Annotated in this window: 16 protein-coding genes; 15 read left to right on the top strand and 1 reads right to left on the bottom strand. The window is 65.9% G+C overall.

Translation table 11 applies throughout. From position 1 onward, the window contains the following. Positions 1–14: 14 nt before the first annotated feature. The 8 genes from V5B40_RS19395 to V5B40_RS19430 are packed head-to-tail and all read left to right on the top strand — an operon-like array spanning position 15 to position 6,951. Positions 15–1,346 carry an NAD(P)/FAD-dependent oxidoreductase gene (locus tag V5B40_RS19395; protein WP_332356037.1) on the top strand — a complete coding sequence of 444 codons (1,332 nt, stop codon included), beginning with the start codon at positions 15–17 and terminating at the stop codon, positions 1,344–1,346. Next, the gene (locus V5B40_RS19400; protein ID WP_332356038.1) at positions 1,343–2,125 is read left to right on the top strand and encodes a DUF1365 domain-containing protein; all 783 of its coding nucleotides are present in this window, start codon (positions 1,343–1,345) and stop codon (positions 2,123–2,125) included. Before V5B40_RS19395 ends, V5B40_RS19400 begins: the two co-directional genes overlap by 4 nt. Next, positions 2,122–3,360 carry a cyclopropane-fatty-acyl-phospholipid synthase family protein gene (locus V5B40_RS19405; RefSeq protein WP_332356039.1) on the top strand — a complete coding sequence of 413 codons (1,239 nt, stop codon included), beginning with the start codon at positions 2,122–2,124 and terminating at the stop codon, positions 3,358–3,360. Before V5B40_RS19400 ends, V5B40_RS19405 begins: the two co-directional genes overlap by 4 nt. Continuing rightward, the gene (locus V5B40_RS19410; RefSeq protein WP_332356040.1) at positions 3,357–3,881 is read left to right on the top strand and encodes a chalcone isomerase family protein; all 525 of its coding nucleotides are present in this window, start codon (positions 3,357–3,359) and stop codon (positions 3,879–3,881) included. The genes V5B40_RS19405 and V5B40_RS19410 overlap by 4 nt, the downstream gene beginning before the upstream one ends. Before the next feature lie 2 nt (positions 3,882–3,883). After that, positions 3,884–5,164, top strand: coding sequence for an MFS transporter (locus V5B40_RS19415; protein ID WP_332356041.1), 1,281 nt, complete (start codon positions 3,884–3,886; stop codon positions 5,162–5,164). Next, a complete protein-coding gene (locus V5B40_RS19420) occupies positions 5,161–5,703 on the top strand; it encodes a DUF3833 domain-containing protein (protein WP_332356042.1) in 543 nt (180 codons plus the stop codon). The genes V5B40_RS19415 and V5B40_RS19420 overlap by 4 nt, the downstream gene beginning before the upstream one ends. Positions 5,704–5,707: 4 nt before the next feature. Beyond that, on the top strand, positions 5,708–6,502 hold the full coding sequence (locus V5B40_RS19425; RefSeq protein ID WP_332356044.1) for an SDR family NAD(P)-dependent oxidoreductase: 795 nt from the start codon (positions 5,708–5,710) through the stop codon (positions 6,500–6,502). 11 nt (positions 6,503–6,513) lie between these two features. Further along, positions 6,514–6,951 carry a nuclear transport factor 2 family protein gene (locus V5B40_RS19430; protein ID WP_332356046.1) on the top strand — a complete coding sequence of 146 codons (438 nt, stop codon included), beginning with the start codon at positions 6,514–6,516 and terminating at the stop codon, positions 6,949–6,951. 329 nt (positions 6,952–7,280) lie between these two features. On the opposite strand, the gene V5B40_RS19435 is transcribed toward V5B40_RS19430, so the two are convergent. Next, positions 7,281–7,577 (bottom strand): hypothetical protein, encoded by a 297-nt coding sequence (locus tag V5B40_RS19435; protein WP_332356047.1) that lies wholly within the window; start codon positions 7,575–7,577, stop codon positions 7,281–7,283. A 258-nt stretch (positions 7,578–7,835) separates the two neighbouring features. Between V5B40_RS19435 and V5B40_RS19440 the strand changes: the two genes are divergently transcribed. The 7 genes from V5B40_RS19440 to V5B40_RS19470 all read left to right on the top strand — a co-directional run bounded on the left by V5B40_RS19440 (position 7,836) and on the right by V5B40_RS19470 (position 17,069). After that, the gene (locus V5B40_RS19440; protein WP_332356048.1) at positions 7,836–9,548 is read left to right on the top strand and encodes an SUMF1/EgtB/PvdO family nonheme iron enzyme; all 1,713 of its coding nucleotides are present in this window, start codon (positions 7,836–7,838) and stop codon (positions 9,546–9,548) included. Between the two features lie 57 nt (positions 9,549–9,605). Continuing rightward, positions 9,606–9,929, top strand: coding sequence for a diversity-generating retroelement protein Avd (avd, locus tag V5B40_RS19445; RefSeq protein WP_332356049.1), 324 nt, complete (start codon positions 9,606–9,608; stop codon positions 9,927–9,929). A 53-nt stretch (positions 9,930–9,982) separates the two neighbouring features. Beyond that, a complete protein-coding gene (locus tag V5B40_RS19450; protein ID WP_332356050.1) occupies positions 9,983–11,701 on the top strand; it encodes an SUMF1/EgtB/PvdO family nonheme iron enzyme in 1,719 nt (572 codons plus the stop codon). 103 nt (positions 11,702–11,804) lie between these two features. After that, complete coding sequence (locus tag V5B40_RS19455; RefSeq protein WP_332356051.1) at positions 11,805–13,223, top strand: DUF4384 domain-containing protein; 1,419 nt, start codon at positions 11,805–11,807, stop codon at positions 13,221–13,223. A 50-nt stretch (positions 13,224–13,273) separates the two neighbouring features. Next, positions 13,274–13,960 carry an OmpA family protein gene (locus V5B40_RS19460; protein ID WP_332356052.1) on the top strand — a complete coding sequence of 229 codons (687 nt, stop codon included), beginning with the start codon at positions 13,274–13,276 and terminating at the stop codon, positions 13,958–13,960. A 79-nt stretch (positions 13,961–14,039) separates the two neighbouring features. Further along, entirely contained in the window at positions 14,040–15,290 is a 1,251-nt protein-coding gene (locus V5B40_RS19465; RefSeq protein WP_332356053.1) for a glycoside hydrolase family protein, read from the top strand. A gap of 30 nt (positions 15,291–15,320) precedes the next feature. Beyond that, entirely contained in the window at positions 15,321–17,069 is a 1,749-nt protein-coding gene (locus V5B40_RS19470) for an SUMF1/EgtB/PvdO family nonheme iron enzyme (protein ID WP_332356054.1), read from the top strand. Positions 17,070–17,104: the final 35 nt, after the last annotated feature.

The following is a 17,104-nucleotide window of genomic DNA, read 5'->3' on the forward strand; positions in this document are numbered from 1 at the left end:
ACGAGGAGATGAAGATGCGTGGTGCACAGCGTATTGCCGTGGTCGGGTCGGGAATTTCCGGCCTGGCGAGCGCCTGGCTACTGGCCCGGAAACATCAGGTGACACTTTACGAGGCGGGGGCAAGGCTCGGTGGTCACACGCACACCGTAGACGTGATGCTGGAAGGCGTGCGCCACCCGGTAGATACCGGTTTTCTGGTTTTCAATACGCAGACCTATGCGAACCTTACGGCCATGTTCGCTCACCTCGGTGTCGCCAGCGTGGAGACCGAGATGTCATTTTCGGTCAGCCTCGAGGAGCCGCGTCTGGAGTGGGCGGGCAGCAGCCTGGCCACCGTTTTCGGGCAGAAGCGCAACCTCCTGCGGCCGGACTTCTGGCGCATGCTCGCCGACATCCTGCGCTTCAACCGTGAAAGCGTCGCCTGGACCAGCGCCCATCCGGACGACGATCGCAGCTTGCGCGACTTCCTGGCTGCCGGGGGCTATTCACGGCCTTTCGCCGAATGGTATCTGCTGCCGATGGCGGCGGCGATCTGGTCTTGCCCGGCCGGGCAGATGCTCGACTATCCGCTCGCCACTTTCGTTCGCTTCTGCCGCAATCATGGCTTGCTACAGGTTTTCGACCGGCCGCTCTGGCGAACGGTCAAGGGCGGTGGCCGCGAATACGTCGGCAAGCTCGCCGCCTCGCTCGACGACATCCGCCTGGCAACGCCGGTGCGTCAGCTGCGGCGTACGGCGGCCGGCGTGCAGCTGCATACCGACATGGCGGTCGAGCACTATGACCAGGTGATTCTCGCCTGCCACAGCGATCAGGCACTGGCGATTCTTGGCGCCTCCGCCAGCGCCGCAGAGCGTCGTTTGCTCGGCGCGATCCGCTACGCCGCCAACCGCGCAGTGCTGCACACCGACGAAGCGCTGTTGCCGCGTTCGCCAGCGCTGTGGTCAGCATGGAATTATCTGGCCAGCAGCCAGGAACTCGATCAACGCCCGGTCAGTGTCTCGTACCTGATCAACCGCCTGCAGCCACTGCCGTTCAAGACACCGCTACTGGTATCGCTGAACCCGCAGCGTGTGCCGCGGGGCGAGCGGGTGATTGCCGAATTCGACTACGAACACCCGATTTTCGACGCTGCGGCGATTGCCGCCCAGCGTGAGTTGCCGACCATCTCGGGTAGCAGCGGGGTGTGGTACTGCGGCGCGTGGAATGGCTATGGTTTCCACGAAGATGGTCTCAAGTCCGCCTTGCAGGTGGCCAACGCCCTTGGCTGCCATGCGCCATGGCAGGGGCGTGATGCGCCTGTCACGACTGCTGCAGCGCTTGGGCGATTGACGGAACTGGCCGCGTGACCGCCGCCTCGGCACGCCTCTTCTTCGGGCAAGTGATGCATCGCCGGCTGCGACCGGTGGAGAACCGCTTCACCTATCCGGTGGTTTACTGCCTGTTGCCGCTGTCGCACATCGAGCAGACGCGCAGCGTCTTGTTCGCGGTCAATCGCTGGAACCTGTTCAGCTTCCACTTTGCCGACCACGGCGCCCGCGACGGCTCGCATCCGCTGGCGTGGGTGCGTCCGCTCTTGCAGCAGGAGGGGATCACTGCCGACGGCGAGATCTGGCTGCAGTGTTTCCCGCGCCTCCTCGGCTTCGTCTTCAACCCGATCAGCCTCTGGTTTTGTCACGACAGCAGCGGCGATCTGAAGGCGGTTCTGGCCGAGGTCAATAACACTTTTGGCGAGCGTCATAACTACCTCCTGGCTCATCCCGACGGCCGACCGATTGGCGATGGCGAGATCATCGAGCGGCGCAAGGTCTTCCATGTCTCGCCATTCATGGACGTCGCTGGCAGTTACCGTTTCCGTTTTCACGCACGTATCGGCAGGCACGGCAAGCCGGATTGGCGGCTGGCGCGCATTGACCACGGCGATGCCGGCGGCGACCTGCTGCATACCTCGATTTCCGGCACCGCCGAGCCGCTCGCCAGCGGCCCCCTGCTGAAAGCCTTCTTCCAATTCCCGCTACTCACCCTTGGCGTTGTCCTGCGTATCCACTGGCAGGCGCTCAAGCTCTGGGTCAAGCGCGTTCCCTTCTTCAGAAAACCTGCACCTCCACTTGAGGAGACGACACGATGAATGCTCTCGAAAATGTACTCACCCTGCCGGTCGCGACCGCCGGCAAGCCAATGCCGCGCAGCGCGCGGGCGATTCTGGCGTTGCTCGAAGGTCTCGAACACGGCAGCCTGGAAGTGCGTTTGCCGGACGGTGCAAGCCTGCGTTTCGGCCAGGCGCGCAGCGATCACAGCGCCGCAGTCCTGGAGGTCGCCAGCTGGTCGGTTTTCGACTGGGTTCTCGAGCGTGGCGATGTCGGCTTCGCCGAGGCCTGGATCGATGGCCATTGGCACAGCCCCGACCTCACGGCATTGCTGACCCTGCTGGCAAACAACCGCCAGGCGCTGGCGCAGGCCGTATACGGCCGTTGGTGGGCGCTCATCAGCGCGCGCCTGCGCCATCTGCTGAATGCCAACACCCGTGCCGGCTCACGCCGCAATATCATGGCCCACTACGACCTCGGCAACGATTTCTACCGGCAGTGGCTGGATCCGACGATGAGCTACTCGAGCGCACTCTACTCGAGCGCTGCGCCGCGCTCGCTGGCCGCCGCACAACTGGCCAAGTACCGGCGGATCCTGCACAGGATCGACGCCCAGCCCGGCCAGCGGGTGCTTGAAATAGGCTGCGGCTGGGGCGCTTTTGCCGAAACCGCGGCGCGCGAGGCTGGCCTGGAAGTGGTCGGGCTGACGCTGTCGCCGGCCCAGTTGCAGTACGCCAGAGAGCGGATGCGGGTGGCTGGCGTGGACCGGCAGGTGCATATCGAATTGCGCGACTATCGTGATCTGGTCGGCGAGCAGTTCGACCACATCGTCTCGATCGAGATGTTCGAAGCGGTTGGCGAGCGCTGGTGGCCGAGCTATTTCGCCACTCTGCAAAAGCTCCTGGCGCCGACCGGGCGAGCCTTGGTGCAGAGCATTACCATTCGCGACGAGCTTTTTGCCCGCTACCGTCGCGGCACCGATTTCATCCAGCAGCACGTCTTTCCCGGCGGCATGCTGCCGAGTCCGTCAGTCTTCGGCCAGCAGGCAGCCCGCGCCGGCCTGGCGGTGAACGACAGCTTCGCGTTTGGGGGTGACTATGCGCGCACCCTTGCGCAGTGGTCGGCCAGTTTCGAACAGCAGTGGCCGGCGATCGCCGCGCAGGGATTCGACGAACGTTTCCGTCGCCTCTGGCGTTTCTATCTCGCCTACTGTCAGGCCGGGTTCAACAGCGGCGCTACCGATGTCATGCAGTTCGAACTGGCGCACGCGCGATGAAAGCGCTGTTCGCCCTGCTGCTCCTCATCAGCAGCACCCTGACTCAGGCGGTGCCTGACGCCCTGCGCCAGAGCGGCAGCGACTGGCGGCAATGGGGCAGTGGCGAAATGAGCTGGTTCGGTATTGCGCTCTATCGCGCCACCTTGTGGGTTGACGCCGGCCCGACCGCGGGAGTCAAGGCGGATGCGCCAAGCGCCCTGCAACTCGACTATCGGCGCGACATCCCGCGCGCTCGTCTGGTAGAGAGCAGCGTCGGCGAGATGCGCCGGCTTGGCGCCAGCGAAGCGCAACTGCAGCGCTGGCAGAGCGAATTGCAGCGCATCTTCCCGGACGTGAAGGAAGGCGAGACCATCGTCGGCGTCCATTACCCAGGGCAAGGCGCCGCTTTTTTCCATCGCGGGCGGCTCAGTGGTGAAGTCGCCGATGCCGATTTCGCGCGGCTGTTCTTCGCCATCTGGCTCGATGAGCGCAGCCGCAGCCCGGACCTTCGCGCCGCGCTGCTTACCCGTCCGGAGAATTGAAAATGGCCATTGCGCAGGCCGCCGCAATTCCGCGCCGGCAACTTCTCGCCTACGGCGCACTCGGCCTGCCGCTGGCAATGGCCGCGCTGCCGGTGTATGTGCATGTTCCGCGCCTGTATGCCGACGCTGCCGGCATGAGCCTGAGCTTGCTTGGTGGCTTGTTGCTGGCGGCGCGGCTGCTTGACGCCGGCATCGATCCCTTGCTTGGTGGCTGGAGTGACCGGGCCGCGAATCGGCAGCGCCTGATCATGCTGGCGCTGCCCTGCCTGGCGCTGGGCATGTATGCCCTGTTGCACCCGCCCGCCGTCTCGGCACCCCTGTGGCTGCTGGCGTCGATGCTGGTCACCTACTTCGGCTTCTCGCTGGCCAGCGTCGCCTACCAGGCCTGGGGCGCCGAACTCGGTCGTGACGCCGGTGAGCGGACGCAGCTGACTGCCAGCCGCGAGGGTTTCGGCCTGCTTGGCGTGGTGCTGGCGGCGGCCGTGCCCGGCCTGATCTCTAGCGATCTGGCGGCCGGGCTATCCGGCTTGGCACAGGTCTTCCCCTTGCTCCTGCTACTCCTTGCCGGCTGGACATTTTCCGGTTCGCCGCCGGCCAAGGCTCGTGTTCCGGCCAGCGGCAAGCTCTTCGGTGACCTGCGCAGCGTGCTCGACGATGGGCGCTTTCGCTGCTTGCTGGCGGTATTCGTGCTCAACGGCATCGCCGCCGCGCTGCCGGCGACGCTGGTCCTGTTCTTCGTCGCCGATGTCCTGCAGGCGCAAGCCTGGAGCGGCGCTTTCCTGGCGCTCTATTTCGTCAGCGGCGTTGCCTTCCTGCCCCTTTGGGTCAGTCTCGCACGGCGCTTTGGCCGTGTGCGCAGCTGGATCGCGTCGATGCTCGTCGCCGTCGCCTCCTTTGCCTGGGCGTGGGGTCTGGGTGCGGGCGATGTCTGGCCCTTTGCCGTTGTCTGCCTGCTCTCGGGCGCGGCGCTGGGTGCCGACCTGACCTTGCCCGCCGCCTTGCTGGCCGATATCTCGGAAGCCCCCACTGACGATCGCGGCGAGTCCGGCCGTTCGACGCAGGCAGGCGCCTATTTCGGCTGGTGGAATCTGGTCGCCAAACTCAACCTGGCGCTGGCTGCCGGTTTGTCCTTACCGCTTCTTGATCTGGTCGGCTACCGGCCCGGGGCCGCCGCAGCCACCGCCGGTCTGGCGGCGGTCTACTGTCTGCTGCCGCTGCTCTTCAAAGCCGTCGCCGCCTTGCTCGCCTGGCGCTGGCGCAACACTCTGGAGTTGTCTTCATGAAAACACTATGGCTGGCCTGCTTTGCTTGCGGTCTTCTTGGTCTGGGCGGCTGTTCCGGTGTGCCCGTCGAGCGTTACCGGGCCGAACAGCCGCCGCTCGATCTGGCCACCTACTTCAATGGCCAGATCGACGGCTGGGGAATGTTCCAGGATCGATCGGGTGCCGTGATCAAGCGCTTCCATGTGCTGATCGATGCAAAATGGGAAAAGCGTGACGGGGTCGATGTCGGCACGCTCGACGAGCATTTCTCGTGGTCAGACGGCAGCACTTCGCGCCGGGTATGGACGATCACGCGGGTCGACGCCGCGCGCTACATTGGCTTCGCCGACGACGTTGTCGGCGAAGCACACGGCGAGGCCGCCGGCAACGCGCTGCGCTGGCGCTATGTGCTGGCACTGCCGGTTGATGGTCGGGTGTGGAACGTCGACTTTGACGACTGGATGTTCCTGATCGACGAGCAGGTGATGCTCAACCGCTCGGAAATGCGCAAGTTCGGTTTTCGTCTCGGCGAAGTCAGCCTGAGCTTCAGGAAGCGCTGAGACCATGAATCCACAAATCGACGACTGGTCCGGAAAGCGCGTCTGGCTGCTCGGCGCGTCCACCGGTATCGGCGCAGCATTGGCCATCGAACTGCTGGCGCGCGGTGCCCGTGTCGCTCTCTCGGCACGTAACGCCAGCCGCCTGGCCGAAGTCGTCGCCGGGGTGGCGGCGATGGATGCGCCTGCGGCCGCCGAGCGAAGCTTGGTTTTGCCCTGCGACGCGGTCAAGGAAACAAGTCTGCGCGCCGCCTGGGACGAACTGCTGGCGGCGTGGGGCGGCGTCGATGTGGCGCTCTATGTCGCTGGCGATTACCAGCCGATGCGCGCCTGGCAGATCGATCTCGCCGCCGCGCAGCGCATGGTCGACGTGAACTTCGTCGCTGCGCTGACCTTCGCCGCTTGCGTCGTGCCGCAGTTGCTGCAACAGGGCCAGGGCCAGATCGGCTTCGTCGCCAGCGTCGCCGGCTATCGCGGGCTGCCGAAGTCGCTGATCTACGGCCCGACCAAGGCGGCACTGATCAATTTCGCCGAAGCGCTCTATCTCGACCTGCAGCCAAAAGGCGTTGGCGTACGGCTGATCAACCCCGGTTTCGTCGCCACGCCACTGACCGCGAAAAACGATTTCGCCATGCCTGCCTTATTGACTCCGGAACAGGCGGCGAAGGCGACGATCGCCGGCTTTGCCGGCAGCGCGTTCGAGATTCACTACCCGAAACGTTTCACGCGCGTGCTCAAGCTGCTCGCGCATCTACCCTACCGCCTCTACTTCCCCCTGATTCGCCGCCTGGCCGGGCGGTGATGGAAACCGCCATGAACAACACCGCCAGCGTCAAGGCCCTGATTGCTTTCTACGAAGACCTCAGCCCGGCGAGCGTCGCACTTTTTCCGGAGTTCTACGCCGACGACGCCTTCTTCAAAGATCCTTTCAACGAGGTACGAGGCGTCGTCTCGATCCAGCACATCTTCACCCATATGTTCAGGCAGCTCAGCGAACCGCGCTTCGTGGTGCGCGAACGAGTGCTCGCCGAAAACGGCGCGCTGCTGGTTTGGGAGATGCACTTCCGGCGCTTGCTCGCGCGCGGCGAGAGCGAGGCGCAATTGATCCGCGGCGCATCGCATCTCAAGTTCGATGCCGCAGGCAAAGTCGTCTGGCATCGCGACTACTGGGACGCCGCCGAAGAACTCTACGAAAAGCTGTCGGGAATCGGCTGGCTGATGCGCTTCCTGAAGAAGAGGCTGGCCGCCTGAGCTGGCAAGCGACCGGCGTCACCATGCACGGCTGCTGGCAGGCTTGCTGAAGGCCGCGTCGGGAACGGTGAATGGTGAATGGTGAACGCGGCGCCACACCAGCCTCCACGCAATGACGGAGGGTGGGAGATGCTTGCCGAACGTCTCATCAAGAACTCAACACTACACTAGCGACGGGGGCAGAGCGTGGCGTGGACTTCGCCGAGCAACTTCCGGTAGGGGCGCGGCCTTTTTGAAATGCCGCAGTTCCCGAGGCGTCAGCCGCGAACATGCCCTCGACCCAGCCGGTAACGCTTGCAGTCAGCTCGTGCCCACCCCACTCCAGCACGTCATTGAGGATGATCAGCGTCGGCCAGGCTAATGACAACCATCTGCTTGCGGGCGCCGAAGCTCAGCGTGTTGAGATTGGCGAGAGCCTCCGTCGAGCGCAGAGCGCCTATCTGGAGTAGCGCGTTTTGTATCCACAAGAACAGATATCTGAATTGTCGAATAACTGTTAAAGCGCCAAGAACTTCGCCGCCATCTTCGCCAGTCGCGTGCGCCCCGTGTTTCATGACGATTTCTATCAGCAATTCAACAAGCGATTCCGGCTCTACCCGGATCGATCTGGCGGACGTGCTCGACATGCTTGTCGAGGATGGTTTCATCCGCTTAATGTGACAGTCGCGTATGCGACTCACGAACCTCCCTTCTCCCCTCGCGGGAGAAGGGCCGGGGGAAGGGGGGGCGGTCATGACTTTCATGATCAGGGGTGTCTCGACATGTCATGACCGTTAGCCGCGACAATCCACCAGGGGTGCGCGGGTTTGCCAATAATGGCGCCGGCGTGGCGAGGCGCGAGCGGTCGAGTGACGGTGGAGGGATCTATGGTTTCGTGGCGGTTGGTGATCGCAATCCTGCTTGTCTGGTCAGGCGCGCTGCAGCCAGTCGCCGCCGCTGATGCGCGCAATCTGATCGTCGAGGGCCGCAGCCAGCGGCTGGCGCTGGTGATCGGCAATGACAGCTATCGCCATGTCCCGAAACTGGACAACGCGCGCGCCGATGCCCGGGCGCTGGCCAAGGCACTGGAGGCTGCGGGTTTCGTCGTGACGCTCAAGCTGGATGTCGACCAGAAAGCCATGGAGCGGGCGCTGCGTGCATTCAAGGCGCAGCTCGTTGGCGGCGATGAAGCGGTGTTTTATTTTTCCGGGCACGGGGTGCAGCTCGCCGGTGAGAATTTCCTGCTGCCGGTCGACATCGGGGGGCAGACTGCAGACCAGGTTCGCGACGACGCGGTCGGGTTGCAGCGAGTGCTCGACGACCTGCACGATCAGAAAGCCCGCTTCTCTCTGGCGATCATCGACGCCTGCCGCGACAACCCGTTCAAGGGGCTGGGAAAGGCCATTGGCGGGCGCGGACTGGCGGCGACCGCGCCGGCTACCGGGCAGATGGTGATTTACGCGGCCGGCACCGGGCAGCAGGCGCTGGACCGGCTCAATGAGCAGGATCGCAACCCGAATGGCCTGTTTGCGCGCGAGTTCCTCAAGGAGATGAGCAGGCCGGGGGTGCCGGTGAGCCAGGTTCTGCGCAATGTGCGCAGTGAGGTGGTGCGGCTGGCCAGAACGGTCGGCCACGAGCAGGTACCGGCACTCTACGACCAGGCGATCGGCGATTTCTATTTCCGCCCACCGGTTGACGAAGCGCCAGCGCATGCGCCCGTGGTGACTGCGCCGCCGCTTGCCGCAAGGGCAGCCTATGCGTCCGGCACAGTGTTCCGCGACTGCCCTGACTGTCCCGAGATGGTGGCGATTCCGGCGGGCGAATTCAGCATGGGCTCGCCGGCGAGCGAAGAAGGGCGCGGCAAGGACGAAGGGCCGCAACATCAGGTGCGCATCGGCAAGGCGTTTGCGCTCGGTCGCAAGGAGCTGACCGTCGGCGAGTTTGGCCGCTTCGTGCAGGCGAGCGGCTACCGCACCAGCGCCGAGAAGGACGCCGGCAAGGGCTGCTATGCCTGGGACAAGAGTGACGGGAAGTGGGACTGGCGGGCCGGGCGGAAGTGGAGCGAACCGGGCTATGCGCAGGGCGAGCAGCAGCCGGTCGCCTGCGTGAGCTGGGACGATGCCCGCGCCTACGTGCAGTGGCTGGCGAAAGAGACCGGCCAGGGCTACCGGCTGCCGAGCGAGGCCGAATGGGAATATGCGGCGCGGGCGGGCGGCAAGACCGCGCGTCCCTGGGGCGACAATCCGAAGGACGCCTGCAGCCATGCCAACGTGGCCGACAACACGACCTACGAAGGCACATCCTGGGAACTAAAGCACGACTGCAGCGACGGCTACTGGTTCCCGGCGCCGGTGGCCAGCTACCAGGCGAACCGCTTCGGCCTTTACGACATGATCGGCAACGTCTGGGAATGGGTCCAGGACTGCTACCAGGACAGCTACACCGGGGCGCCGGCCGACGGCAGCGCGCGGGAAGGGGGCAAGTGTGAGGCGCGCGTCCTGCGCGGCGGCTCGTGGGACGGCAAACCTCAGTACGCCCGTTCTGCCTTCCGCTTCGGGGACGCGCCGGCGAACCGGTTCAACGTCAGCGGTTTCCGTCTCGCCAGGACGCTTCCGTAGCGCAGCGGAGGAAGCTTTGCCCTTGAACCCTTTACGCCTTTACCCCTTGGTGTGCTCATGAGTCAGGAGTCTGCCCGTGCCCGTGCCGGTGGTCCGGCACTTGAAAAATGCTACCAGTTCCTCGTCTGGCTGCTGCCGACGCTGGAGAAATTCCCGCGCAGCCAGCGCTTCCTGCTCGGCGACCGCATCGAGTGTACTGCGCTCGACCTGCTCGAGGGTCTCGTCGAGGCGACCTACTCGGCGCAGTGCGAGCCGCTGCTGCGTCGGGCCAACCTGGCGCTCGCGAAGCTGCGTTTCCTCTTCCGCCTGGCCAGGGATCTGCATTACCTCGACAAGCGTCGCTACGAGTTCGTTACGGTCAGCCTCAACTCGGTGGCTTGACGATTCGCCAACGCCGCGTAGTATGACCATGTGCTTGTCTTGGGGGGCGACGAATGAAGAATTTGCTGCACCGCCTGGCGGTGACGATTCTGCTGCTGCTAGCCGTGCTGTTGGCGCTGCCGGCGCACGCAAAGCGGGTCGCGCTGGTCGTCGGAAACGTCTCCTACAGCGGTGACGAGGGGCGGCTCGACAACGCCGGCAACGATGCGCGTGCGGTGGCCGCACTACTCATCGATCAGCTCGGTTTCGAGCTGGTCGATGGCAAGGCGCTGATCGATCTCGATCGCGAGCGCTTTGATGCAGCCATAGAGCGCCTGCGCGAGCAGGCGCGCGGGGCTGAACTGGCGCTCTTCTACTACGCCGGTCACGGTGTCGGTGGCGTCGGCAACAACTCCGGCACTACTGACACCTGGCTGCAGCCGATCGGCGCACGTCTGGCAAGCGACGCCGACGTTCGCCATCGCACGCTGAGCCTGAGTTGGCTGGCCGACAAGCTGAGTGACTCGGGCGCGGCGGCGCGGGTGCTGATCATCGACGCCTGTCGCAATCACCCCCTTTATCGTTCCCGTGGCAGTGGCGAACGCGGGCTGACGCGGATTACGCCGCCGAGCGGCACGCTGATCGCCTACGCCGCGGCGCCGGGACAGACGTCGAAGGACCAGCATCCGGCCAAGCGGGCGCACGGACTGTATACCGGCGAACTTCTCGACCATCTGGCGACGCCGGGGCTGGATCTCAAGCGGATGTTCGATCGCGTCGGTGAGGGGGTTAACCGGCTGAATCCGAAGCAGTTGCCGGTCAAGGACGATCTCGGCTTGTACAGGGAAATCATCCTGGTGCCGGTGGCAGTAGCCGACCGGGGCGAGAAGCTTAGCCAGAAGCTCGGTGACGCCGACGCTCAGGCGCCAAAACCACCAGGGACAGTGTTCCGCGACTGCCCCGCCTGTCCCGAGATGGTGGTGATTCGGGCGGGCGAATTCAGCATGGGCTCGCCGGCGAGCGAAGAAGGGCGCGGCAAGGACGAAGGGCCGCAACATCAGGTGCGCATCGGCAAGGCGTTTGCGCTCGGTCGCAAGGAGCTGACCGTCGGCGAGTTTGGCCGCTTCGTGCAGGCGAGCGGCTACCGCACCAGCGCCGAGAAGGACACCGGCAAGGGCTGCTATGCCTGGGACAAGGGTGACGGGAAGTGGGACTGGCGGGCCGGGCGGAAGTGGAGCGAACCGGGCTATGCGCAGGGCGAGCAGCAGCCGGTCGCCTGCGTGAGCTGGGACGATGCCCGCGCCTACGTGCAGTGGCTGGCGAAAGAGACCGGCCAGGGCTACCGGCTGCCGAGCGAGGCCGAATGGGAATATGCGGCGCGGGCGGGCGGCAAGACCGCGCGTCCCTGGGGCGACAATCCGAAGGACGCCTGCAGCCATGCCAACGTGGCCGACAATACGACCTACGAAGGCACATCCTGGGAACCAAAGCACGACTGCAGCGACGGCTACTGGTTCCCGGCGCCGGTGGCCAGCTACCAGGCGAACCGCTTCGGCCTTTACGACATGATCGGCAACGTCTGGGAATGGGTCCAGGACTGCTACCAGGACAGCTACACCGGAGCGCCGGCCGACGGCAGCGCGCGGGAAGGCGGCAAGTGTGAGGCGCGCGTCCTGCGCGGCGGCTCGTGGACCCACTCTCCACAGTTCGCCCGTTCTGCCTACCGCATCTGGGTCGCGCCGGCGAGCCGGGGCGACGACAGCGGTTTCCGTCTCGCCAGGACGCTTCCGTAGCGCAGCGCAGGAAGCTTTGCCCTTGAACCCTTTACGCCTTTACCCCTTGCGCCAGGCCTGGCCTCGAATCCAGCCTGTCGCTCATCCTTCCAGGAGACCTGCGATGATCCACCGGAAAGCAAAGGCCTTGCCGCCCAACGGGTGCGACGCCGTTCGCCGGATGGCCGGATCGACGATGGTTGTGCTGGCGCTGCTCAGTACCCTCGCGACGCCCGCCGCCGAAGCTGCCAACCACGCGCTGATCATGACCATCGGCGAGTACGCCGATCCGACCGCCAACCTGCCCGGCATCGACGTCGATGCGCGCAATGCGTTCGCCATCGCCGAGGCGATGGCGGTGCCGCGGGGCAACATGCAAGTGCTCAGCGACCGGCAGTTGTCGGTGGCCGGCATGCGCACGGCAATTGCCGAACTGGGGCGCAAGGTCGGCCGTGGCGATAACGTCTTCGTCTATTACTCGGGACACGGCACGCAGATCGCGGGCGCTCCCGGCAAGTGCAGCGAGGGGCTGTTGACCCACGACCTGCAGGTCTACTCGGACCGCGAGCTCGAAGAGGCGCTCGCCGAGCTGAGTACAAAGGCGGGCCAGCTGGTGATGATGAACGATTCGTGCTTCTCGGGTGGCGCGGCGACCAAGGCGCTGCCGCTCGCCGGGCGGCGGGCGAAATTCTTCAAGCTGGCGGCGGCGAGCGGCGATTACCAGTGCGGGCAGGCGCTGAACATGAAGTTTGCCAAGAACATCGTACCGACCGCCGCCGAACGCGGTGCGAACCTGCTTTACGTGGCCGCCGCGTCCGACAGCGAGGTGGCCTTCGCGACCAGTGCCGGCAGCGCGGCGACGGTCGCCTGGCTTGGCTGCCTGCAGGCGATGAGTGACGCTGATCGCGATGGCGCCTACCGCGGCGCCGAGTTGCGCAGCTGTGCGCAGCAGGGCCTCGATCGCCAGCGCTTCGACCAGCACATTGCACTCGAAGGCAACCAGCAGTTGCCGCTCGCCTACCTCGCGACGGGGGCCGCTGCCAAGCCGGCGTTGATCGATGCCGGCGCAGTACTGCAGGGTATCCGCAGCGCGGCGTCGCCGACCGTGCGCGTCGCGCTGCGGGTTACGAAACAGCGGATGAAGATCGGGCAGGACCGGCTCGAATTCGAGGTCAGCACGCAGCAGGCAGGCTACCTCAGCGTGCTGCACGTCGGCAGCGACGGCAAGACCTTCGACCTGCTCTTTCCGAACGACATCGACGCCAACAACCATTTCGCCGCCGGTAGCACGGTCCACCTGCCGCGGCCGAGCTGGCGGGTCAGGGCGGGTGGTCCGGCCGGCACTTCCCGGCTGCTGGCCGTGCTCTCGGAGAAGCCGCGCGATTTTCGCAAGGGGCTGGCGAAGATCGGTAATACAGGTTTTTATGGCACGCCGGCGAACTCGGCTTCGGCGAAGAACCTGTTCGCCGAGGCCACCGGGGAAGCAAGCGGCGACCCCGGCCGCTACGGCGCCAGCGAGCTGGTGGCGATCGAGGAGTATTGATGTCTGCAACGCTTTCCTGCTGCCAGGGGCGCCGCTCCGGAGACGTTGACATGGCGAGCTCGACGACTCCTCGTGGCGCAGGTCCGGGCCGCTGGCGAACCGGGCTGGCGGGCTGCCTGCTGGTTGGCGCAGCGTTGCTCCTCGCCACTCTTTTTCTCGTCGCGCCGGCCGTCGCCGACGATGGCCTGTTGAGCGCCGAGCAGATCCTGGCGGCGCTCGAACAGAGGCCGCCGCTGCCGGCAAAGGGGTTCCTGCCGAAGGCCAATCCGGATGCGGCGACGCGCGTCTGCGACGCCGATCTGAATCGGCGGCTGCTGGCGAAATCCGGCCAGCGCGGCGAGCTGCTGACCCGCAACCTCTACGTTGAGGCAGCGCCGGCAGTCGATCTCGATATTGCCTTCGCCTATGGCGAGGCGGCGCTGCTGGCCGCGGGCAGGGTCCAGCTTGACGAACTGGCGCGGGCGCTGCTGGATCCGGGCTTGCGAACGCAACAGTTCGTTCTCGCCGGCCACACCGACGTCGACGGCGGCGCCGATTACAACGACCGCCTGTCGTGCGAGCGTGCGCTCTCCGCGCGCCGCTACCTGGTCGTACAGCACGGCATCGATGCCGATCGCCTGGTGCCGATGGGTTTCGGTTTCGAGAAGCTCAAGGATCCGCTGCAGCCACGCGCGGCGGCCAACCGGCGCGTCGAGATCCGCAGGTTCGCCGGCCTGCAGAAAACCGGGCAGCCCTGACCCTGCCCTATACTGGCGCGCAGAGCCATGAACGCACTACGGTCTGAACGGAAAAGGGGGAGAAGAATGAGCAAGGGAGTTGGTCGCGGGCTGCTGGCCCTGGGTCATCATCGGGTCGCTGGTGCTGGCGCCGCCCGTCCTCGCTGCCGAGCAGGGCGCCGCAGTCGATAACGCGCGGCCCGCCAGCGAGTCCTTCCGCCGCACTACCGAGGAGGCCGCTGCCCTGGCCGGCGGCCTGGCCGTACGACTGAACAAGAGCTCGCTGCGCGATGGCGACCTCCTGGTAGTGACTGTCGATGTGCCGTCCGCGGGCTACCTCAATGTGGTCAGCGTCGGTCCCGACGACGTGCCGACGGTGCTGTTTCCCAACCGCCATCACAGCGACAACCGCGTTGCCGCCGGCGCTTTCGGCATTCCGACGGAAAAAATGAAGTTCGACCTGAAGGCAACGAAACCCTACGGCCCGACGCTGGTCGCCGCTTTCCTCAGCACGGAGCCACTGGACTTCTACCAGGACGGCGCCGGTGAGCGCGACGTGCAAGGCCGGATGCACGAGCAGTTTGCACTGCTCTCGGCCAGCAGTCGCCGCCAGCTCGAAAATCTGGCGACGAAGAGCTTCGCGGTGACGCCGCGTGCCGCGCCGCTGCTCGGTGGCATGGCCTATGCACTGGTCTGCGCGGCCAGCGGCCCTTGCGACGCGGCGGCCATGGCGCCGGAGTCGGGCGGCTTGCCGCTCGCCGAGCGCCTGGTCCCGGGCATCCTGCTCGACCCGGAGCGCGAACTGCCGCTGCCCAGGGGAGGCCAATTGCGCCCGGTTTACGACAAGGGAATCCGGCTGACCAAGCTTTCGGAAGGCTTCGTGTCGCGTCTGTACAATGATCCGGCAGGCTATTGCACCATTGCCTATGGCCACCTGATCCACAAGGCGCCGTGCGACGGCAGCGAACCGGCCGACTTCCGCAACGGCGTCAGCGAACCACAGGGCGAAACGCTGCTCGTCGCGGACATGAGTGGCGCGCAATCGGCGGTGACGAGACTGGTCAACATCGAGCTGAGCGACGGGCAGTACGCCGCCCTGTGTGACTTCACCTATAACGTCGGGGCGGGCAACCTGCAGAGCTCGACGCTGCTCAAGGTGATCAACGCCGGCGAGCATCATCGCGTACCCCTGCAACTGGCGCGCTGGAACAAGGCCAATGGCAAGGAGTACCGCGGTTTGACGGTCCGTCGCCAACGCGAGATCGCCCTCTATTTCGAGGGTCGGCCGATACCGAAAGCGCTGCCTGGCGGGGAGAACCTGACGCCGATCGACATCCGCGTCGGGGAATAACGGCTCCGGAACACGGGAAGGGAAGGAGACATGGGAGAGGGCCGTAAGCGGCTTGCAACGGTTGATGGTCGGGAGCGGCGTTTACGCGTGCTGCTTGGCGCGCTGTTGTTCGTGGTGCTGGCGGGAGTCCTCGTCGACGGGGTTCAGGCGGTCGAGCGGCGCGTCGCGCTGGTCATCGGCAACGGCGCGTACGACGGCGCCGAGCGTCTCGACACGCCGCGCCAGGATGCGGACGACGTCAGCGCGGCGCTCGGCAAGCTCGGCTTCTCGGTCATCTCGCCGAAGCCGCGCGACCTCGACCAGCGCGGCATGGAGCAGGTCGTGCAGAAGTTCGCCGACGCCAGCCGTGGCGCCGACGTGGCACTGTTCTACTACGCCGGCCACGGCGTCGGGCGCGGCGGCGACAACTGGCTGATCCCGGTCGGCAGCAAGATTACCGACCCGGCGGACCTGCGTTATCGCGCCGTCAGCCTGCGCTGGATCGCCGACAGGCTCAAGGCCAGCGGCGCCGGGGCGCGCCTCCTGATCGTCGATGCCTGCCGCAACAACCGCTGGTACGAAGCCGAACGGGGCCCGGGCCAGCGTGGTCTGGAGCGCATCACCCCACCGAGCGGCACGCTGATCGCCTACGCCGCGGCACCGGGCGAGACGGCCAGGGACAAGCACCCGACGCGGCCGAACGGGCTGTTCACCGGCGAACTGGTGCAGGCCCTGGCGCAGGAACCCGAGGTCGATATCCGCGAGCTGATCCGCCGCGTCGGCGAGCGCGTCAATCGGCTCAACGCCGGCCAGCACCCATCGACCGAGGAGATCGGCTTCTACGCCGCGCTGCATCTGGCCGAACCGAAACCGGTCGCCGACCCGCGCGCCGACGAGGACGCCGCCTGGCAGCAGGCGCGGCAGGGGAACAGCCGCTCGGCGTACGAAGCCTATTTGGCGCGCTACCCGCAGGGACGCTACGCGGATTGGGCGCAGCAGGAAATCGCGCGGCCGGTGCAGCCGCCGGTGGCTTCGCAGGCGACAGTTGCGGCCAGCGCGCCGACGGCGCCCGCTGGCCAGCCGTCCGATTATCCGCCGGGCAAGGTGTTTCGCGACTGTAGTGACTGTCCCGAGATGGTGGTGATTCCGGCCGGCGCGTTCGTCATGGGCTCGCCAGAGAGCGAAGCGGGTCGTGACCGGGATGAGGGGCCGCAGCACTCGGTGACGATCGCCCGTCCCTTCGCCGCCGGCAAGTACGAAGTGACTTTCGACGAGTGGGACGCCTGTGTGGCCGCGGGTGGCTGTCGACCACAAGCCATACGACGGGGTTGGGGTCGCGGCACGCAGCCGGTTGTCGAGGTAGGCTGGGACGACGCGCAGACCTATCTGGCCTGGTTGTCGAAGGAGACCGGCAAGCGCTATCGGCTGCTGTCGGAGGCCGAGTGGGAGTATGCGGCGCGAGCGGGCAGCCGCTCCGCCTACCCCTGGGGCGAGCAGCCGGGAAGTGGCCACGCCAACTTTCGGGAATCGGGTAGCCAAGGGCGCGGTGATCGGCCCGCCCCGGTCGGCGGGTTCAAGGCCAATGCCTTTAAGCTACACGACGTGATCGGCAACGTTTGGGAGTGGGTGCAGGACTGCTATCGGGACGAGCTATGCGGGCGTGCGCCGCCGACGGCAGTGCGCTGGAACGGCGAAAGGTGTGAGGCACGCGTTATGCGCGGCGGCTCGTGGAACAATAATCCACAGGATCGCCCGTACTGCCATCCGTCACTGGTTCGCGCCGGCGGATCCAGAACATGATCGGCGGTTTCCGTCTCGCCAGGGCGCTTCCGTAG

Origin of the sequence: Candidatus Accumulibacter meliphilus (genome assembly GCF_036625345.1) — a bacterium.
Classification (GTDB): Bacteria; Pseudomonadota; Gammaproteobacteria; order Burkholderiales; family Rhodocyclaceae; genus Accumulibacter; species Accumulibacter meliphilus.

Excerpts from the sequence above, each read along its gene's own strand:
- V5B40_RS19395 (WP_332356037.1), top strand. The coding sequence starts at position 15 with ATGCGTGGTGCACAGCGTATTGCCGTGGTCGGGTCGGGAATTTCCGGC.
- V5B40_RS19405 (WP_332356039.1), top strand. The coding sequence starts at position 2,122 with ATGAATGCTCTCGAAAATGTACTCACCCTGCCGGTCGCGACCGCCGGC.
- V5B40_RS19410 (WP_332356040.1), top strand. The coding sequence starts at position 3,357 with ATGAAAGCGCTGTTCGCCCTGCTGCTCCTCATCAGCAGCACCCTGACT.
- V5B40_RS19415 (WP_332356041.1), top strand. The coding sequence starts at position 3,884 with ATGGCCATTGCGCAGGCCGCCGCAATTCCGCGCCGGCAACTTCTCGCC.
- V5B40_RS19420 (WP_332356042.1), top strand. The coding sequence starts at position 5,161 with ATGAAAACACTATGGCTGGCCTGCTTTGCTTGCGGTCTTCTTGGTCTG.
- V5B40_RS19425 (WP_332356044.1), top strand. The coding sequence starts at position 5,708 with ATGAATCCACAAATCGACGACTGGTCCGGAAAGCGCGTCTGGCTGCTC.
- V5B40_RS19430 (WP_332356046.1), top strand. The coding sequence starts at position 6,514 with ATGAACAACACCGCCAGCGTCAAGGCCCTGATTGCTTTCTACGAAGAC.
- V5B40_RS19435 (WP_332356047.1), bottom strand. The coding sequence starts at position 7,577 with ATGTCGAGCACGTCCGCCAGATCGATCCGGGTAGAGCCGGAATCGCTT.
- avd (WP_332356049.1), top strand. The coding sequence starts at position 9,606 with ATGAGTCAGGAGTCTGCCCGTGCCCGTGCCGGTGGTCCGGCACTTGAA.
- V5B40_RS19450 (WP_332356050.1), top strand. The coding sequence starts at position 9,983 with ATGAAGAATTTGCTGCACCGCCTGGCGGTGACGATTCTGCTGCTGCTA.
- V5B40_RS19455 (WP_332356051.1), top strand. The coding sequence starts at position 11,805 with ATGATCCACCGGAAAGCAAAGGCCTTGCCGCCCAACGGGTGCGACGCC.
- V5B40_RS19460 (WP_332356052.1), top strand. The coding sequence starts at position 13,274 with ATGGCGAGCTCGACGACTCCTCGTGGCGCAGGTCCGGGCCGCTGGCGA.
- V5B40_RS19470 (WP_332356054.1), top strand. The coding sequence starts at position 15,321 with ATGGGAGAGGGCCGTAAGCGGCTTGCAACGGTTGATGGTCGGGAGCGG.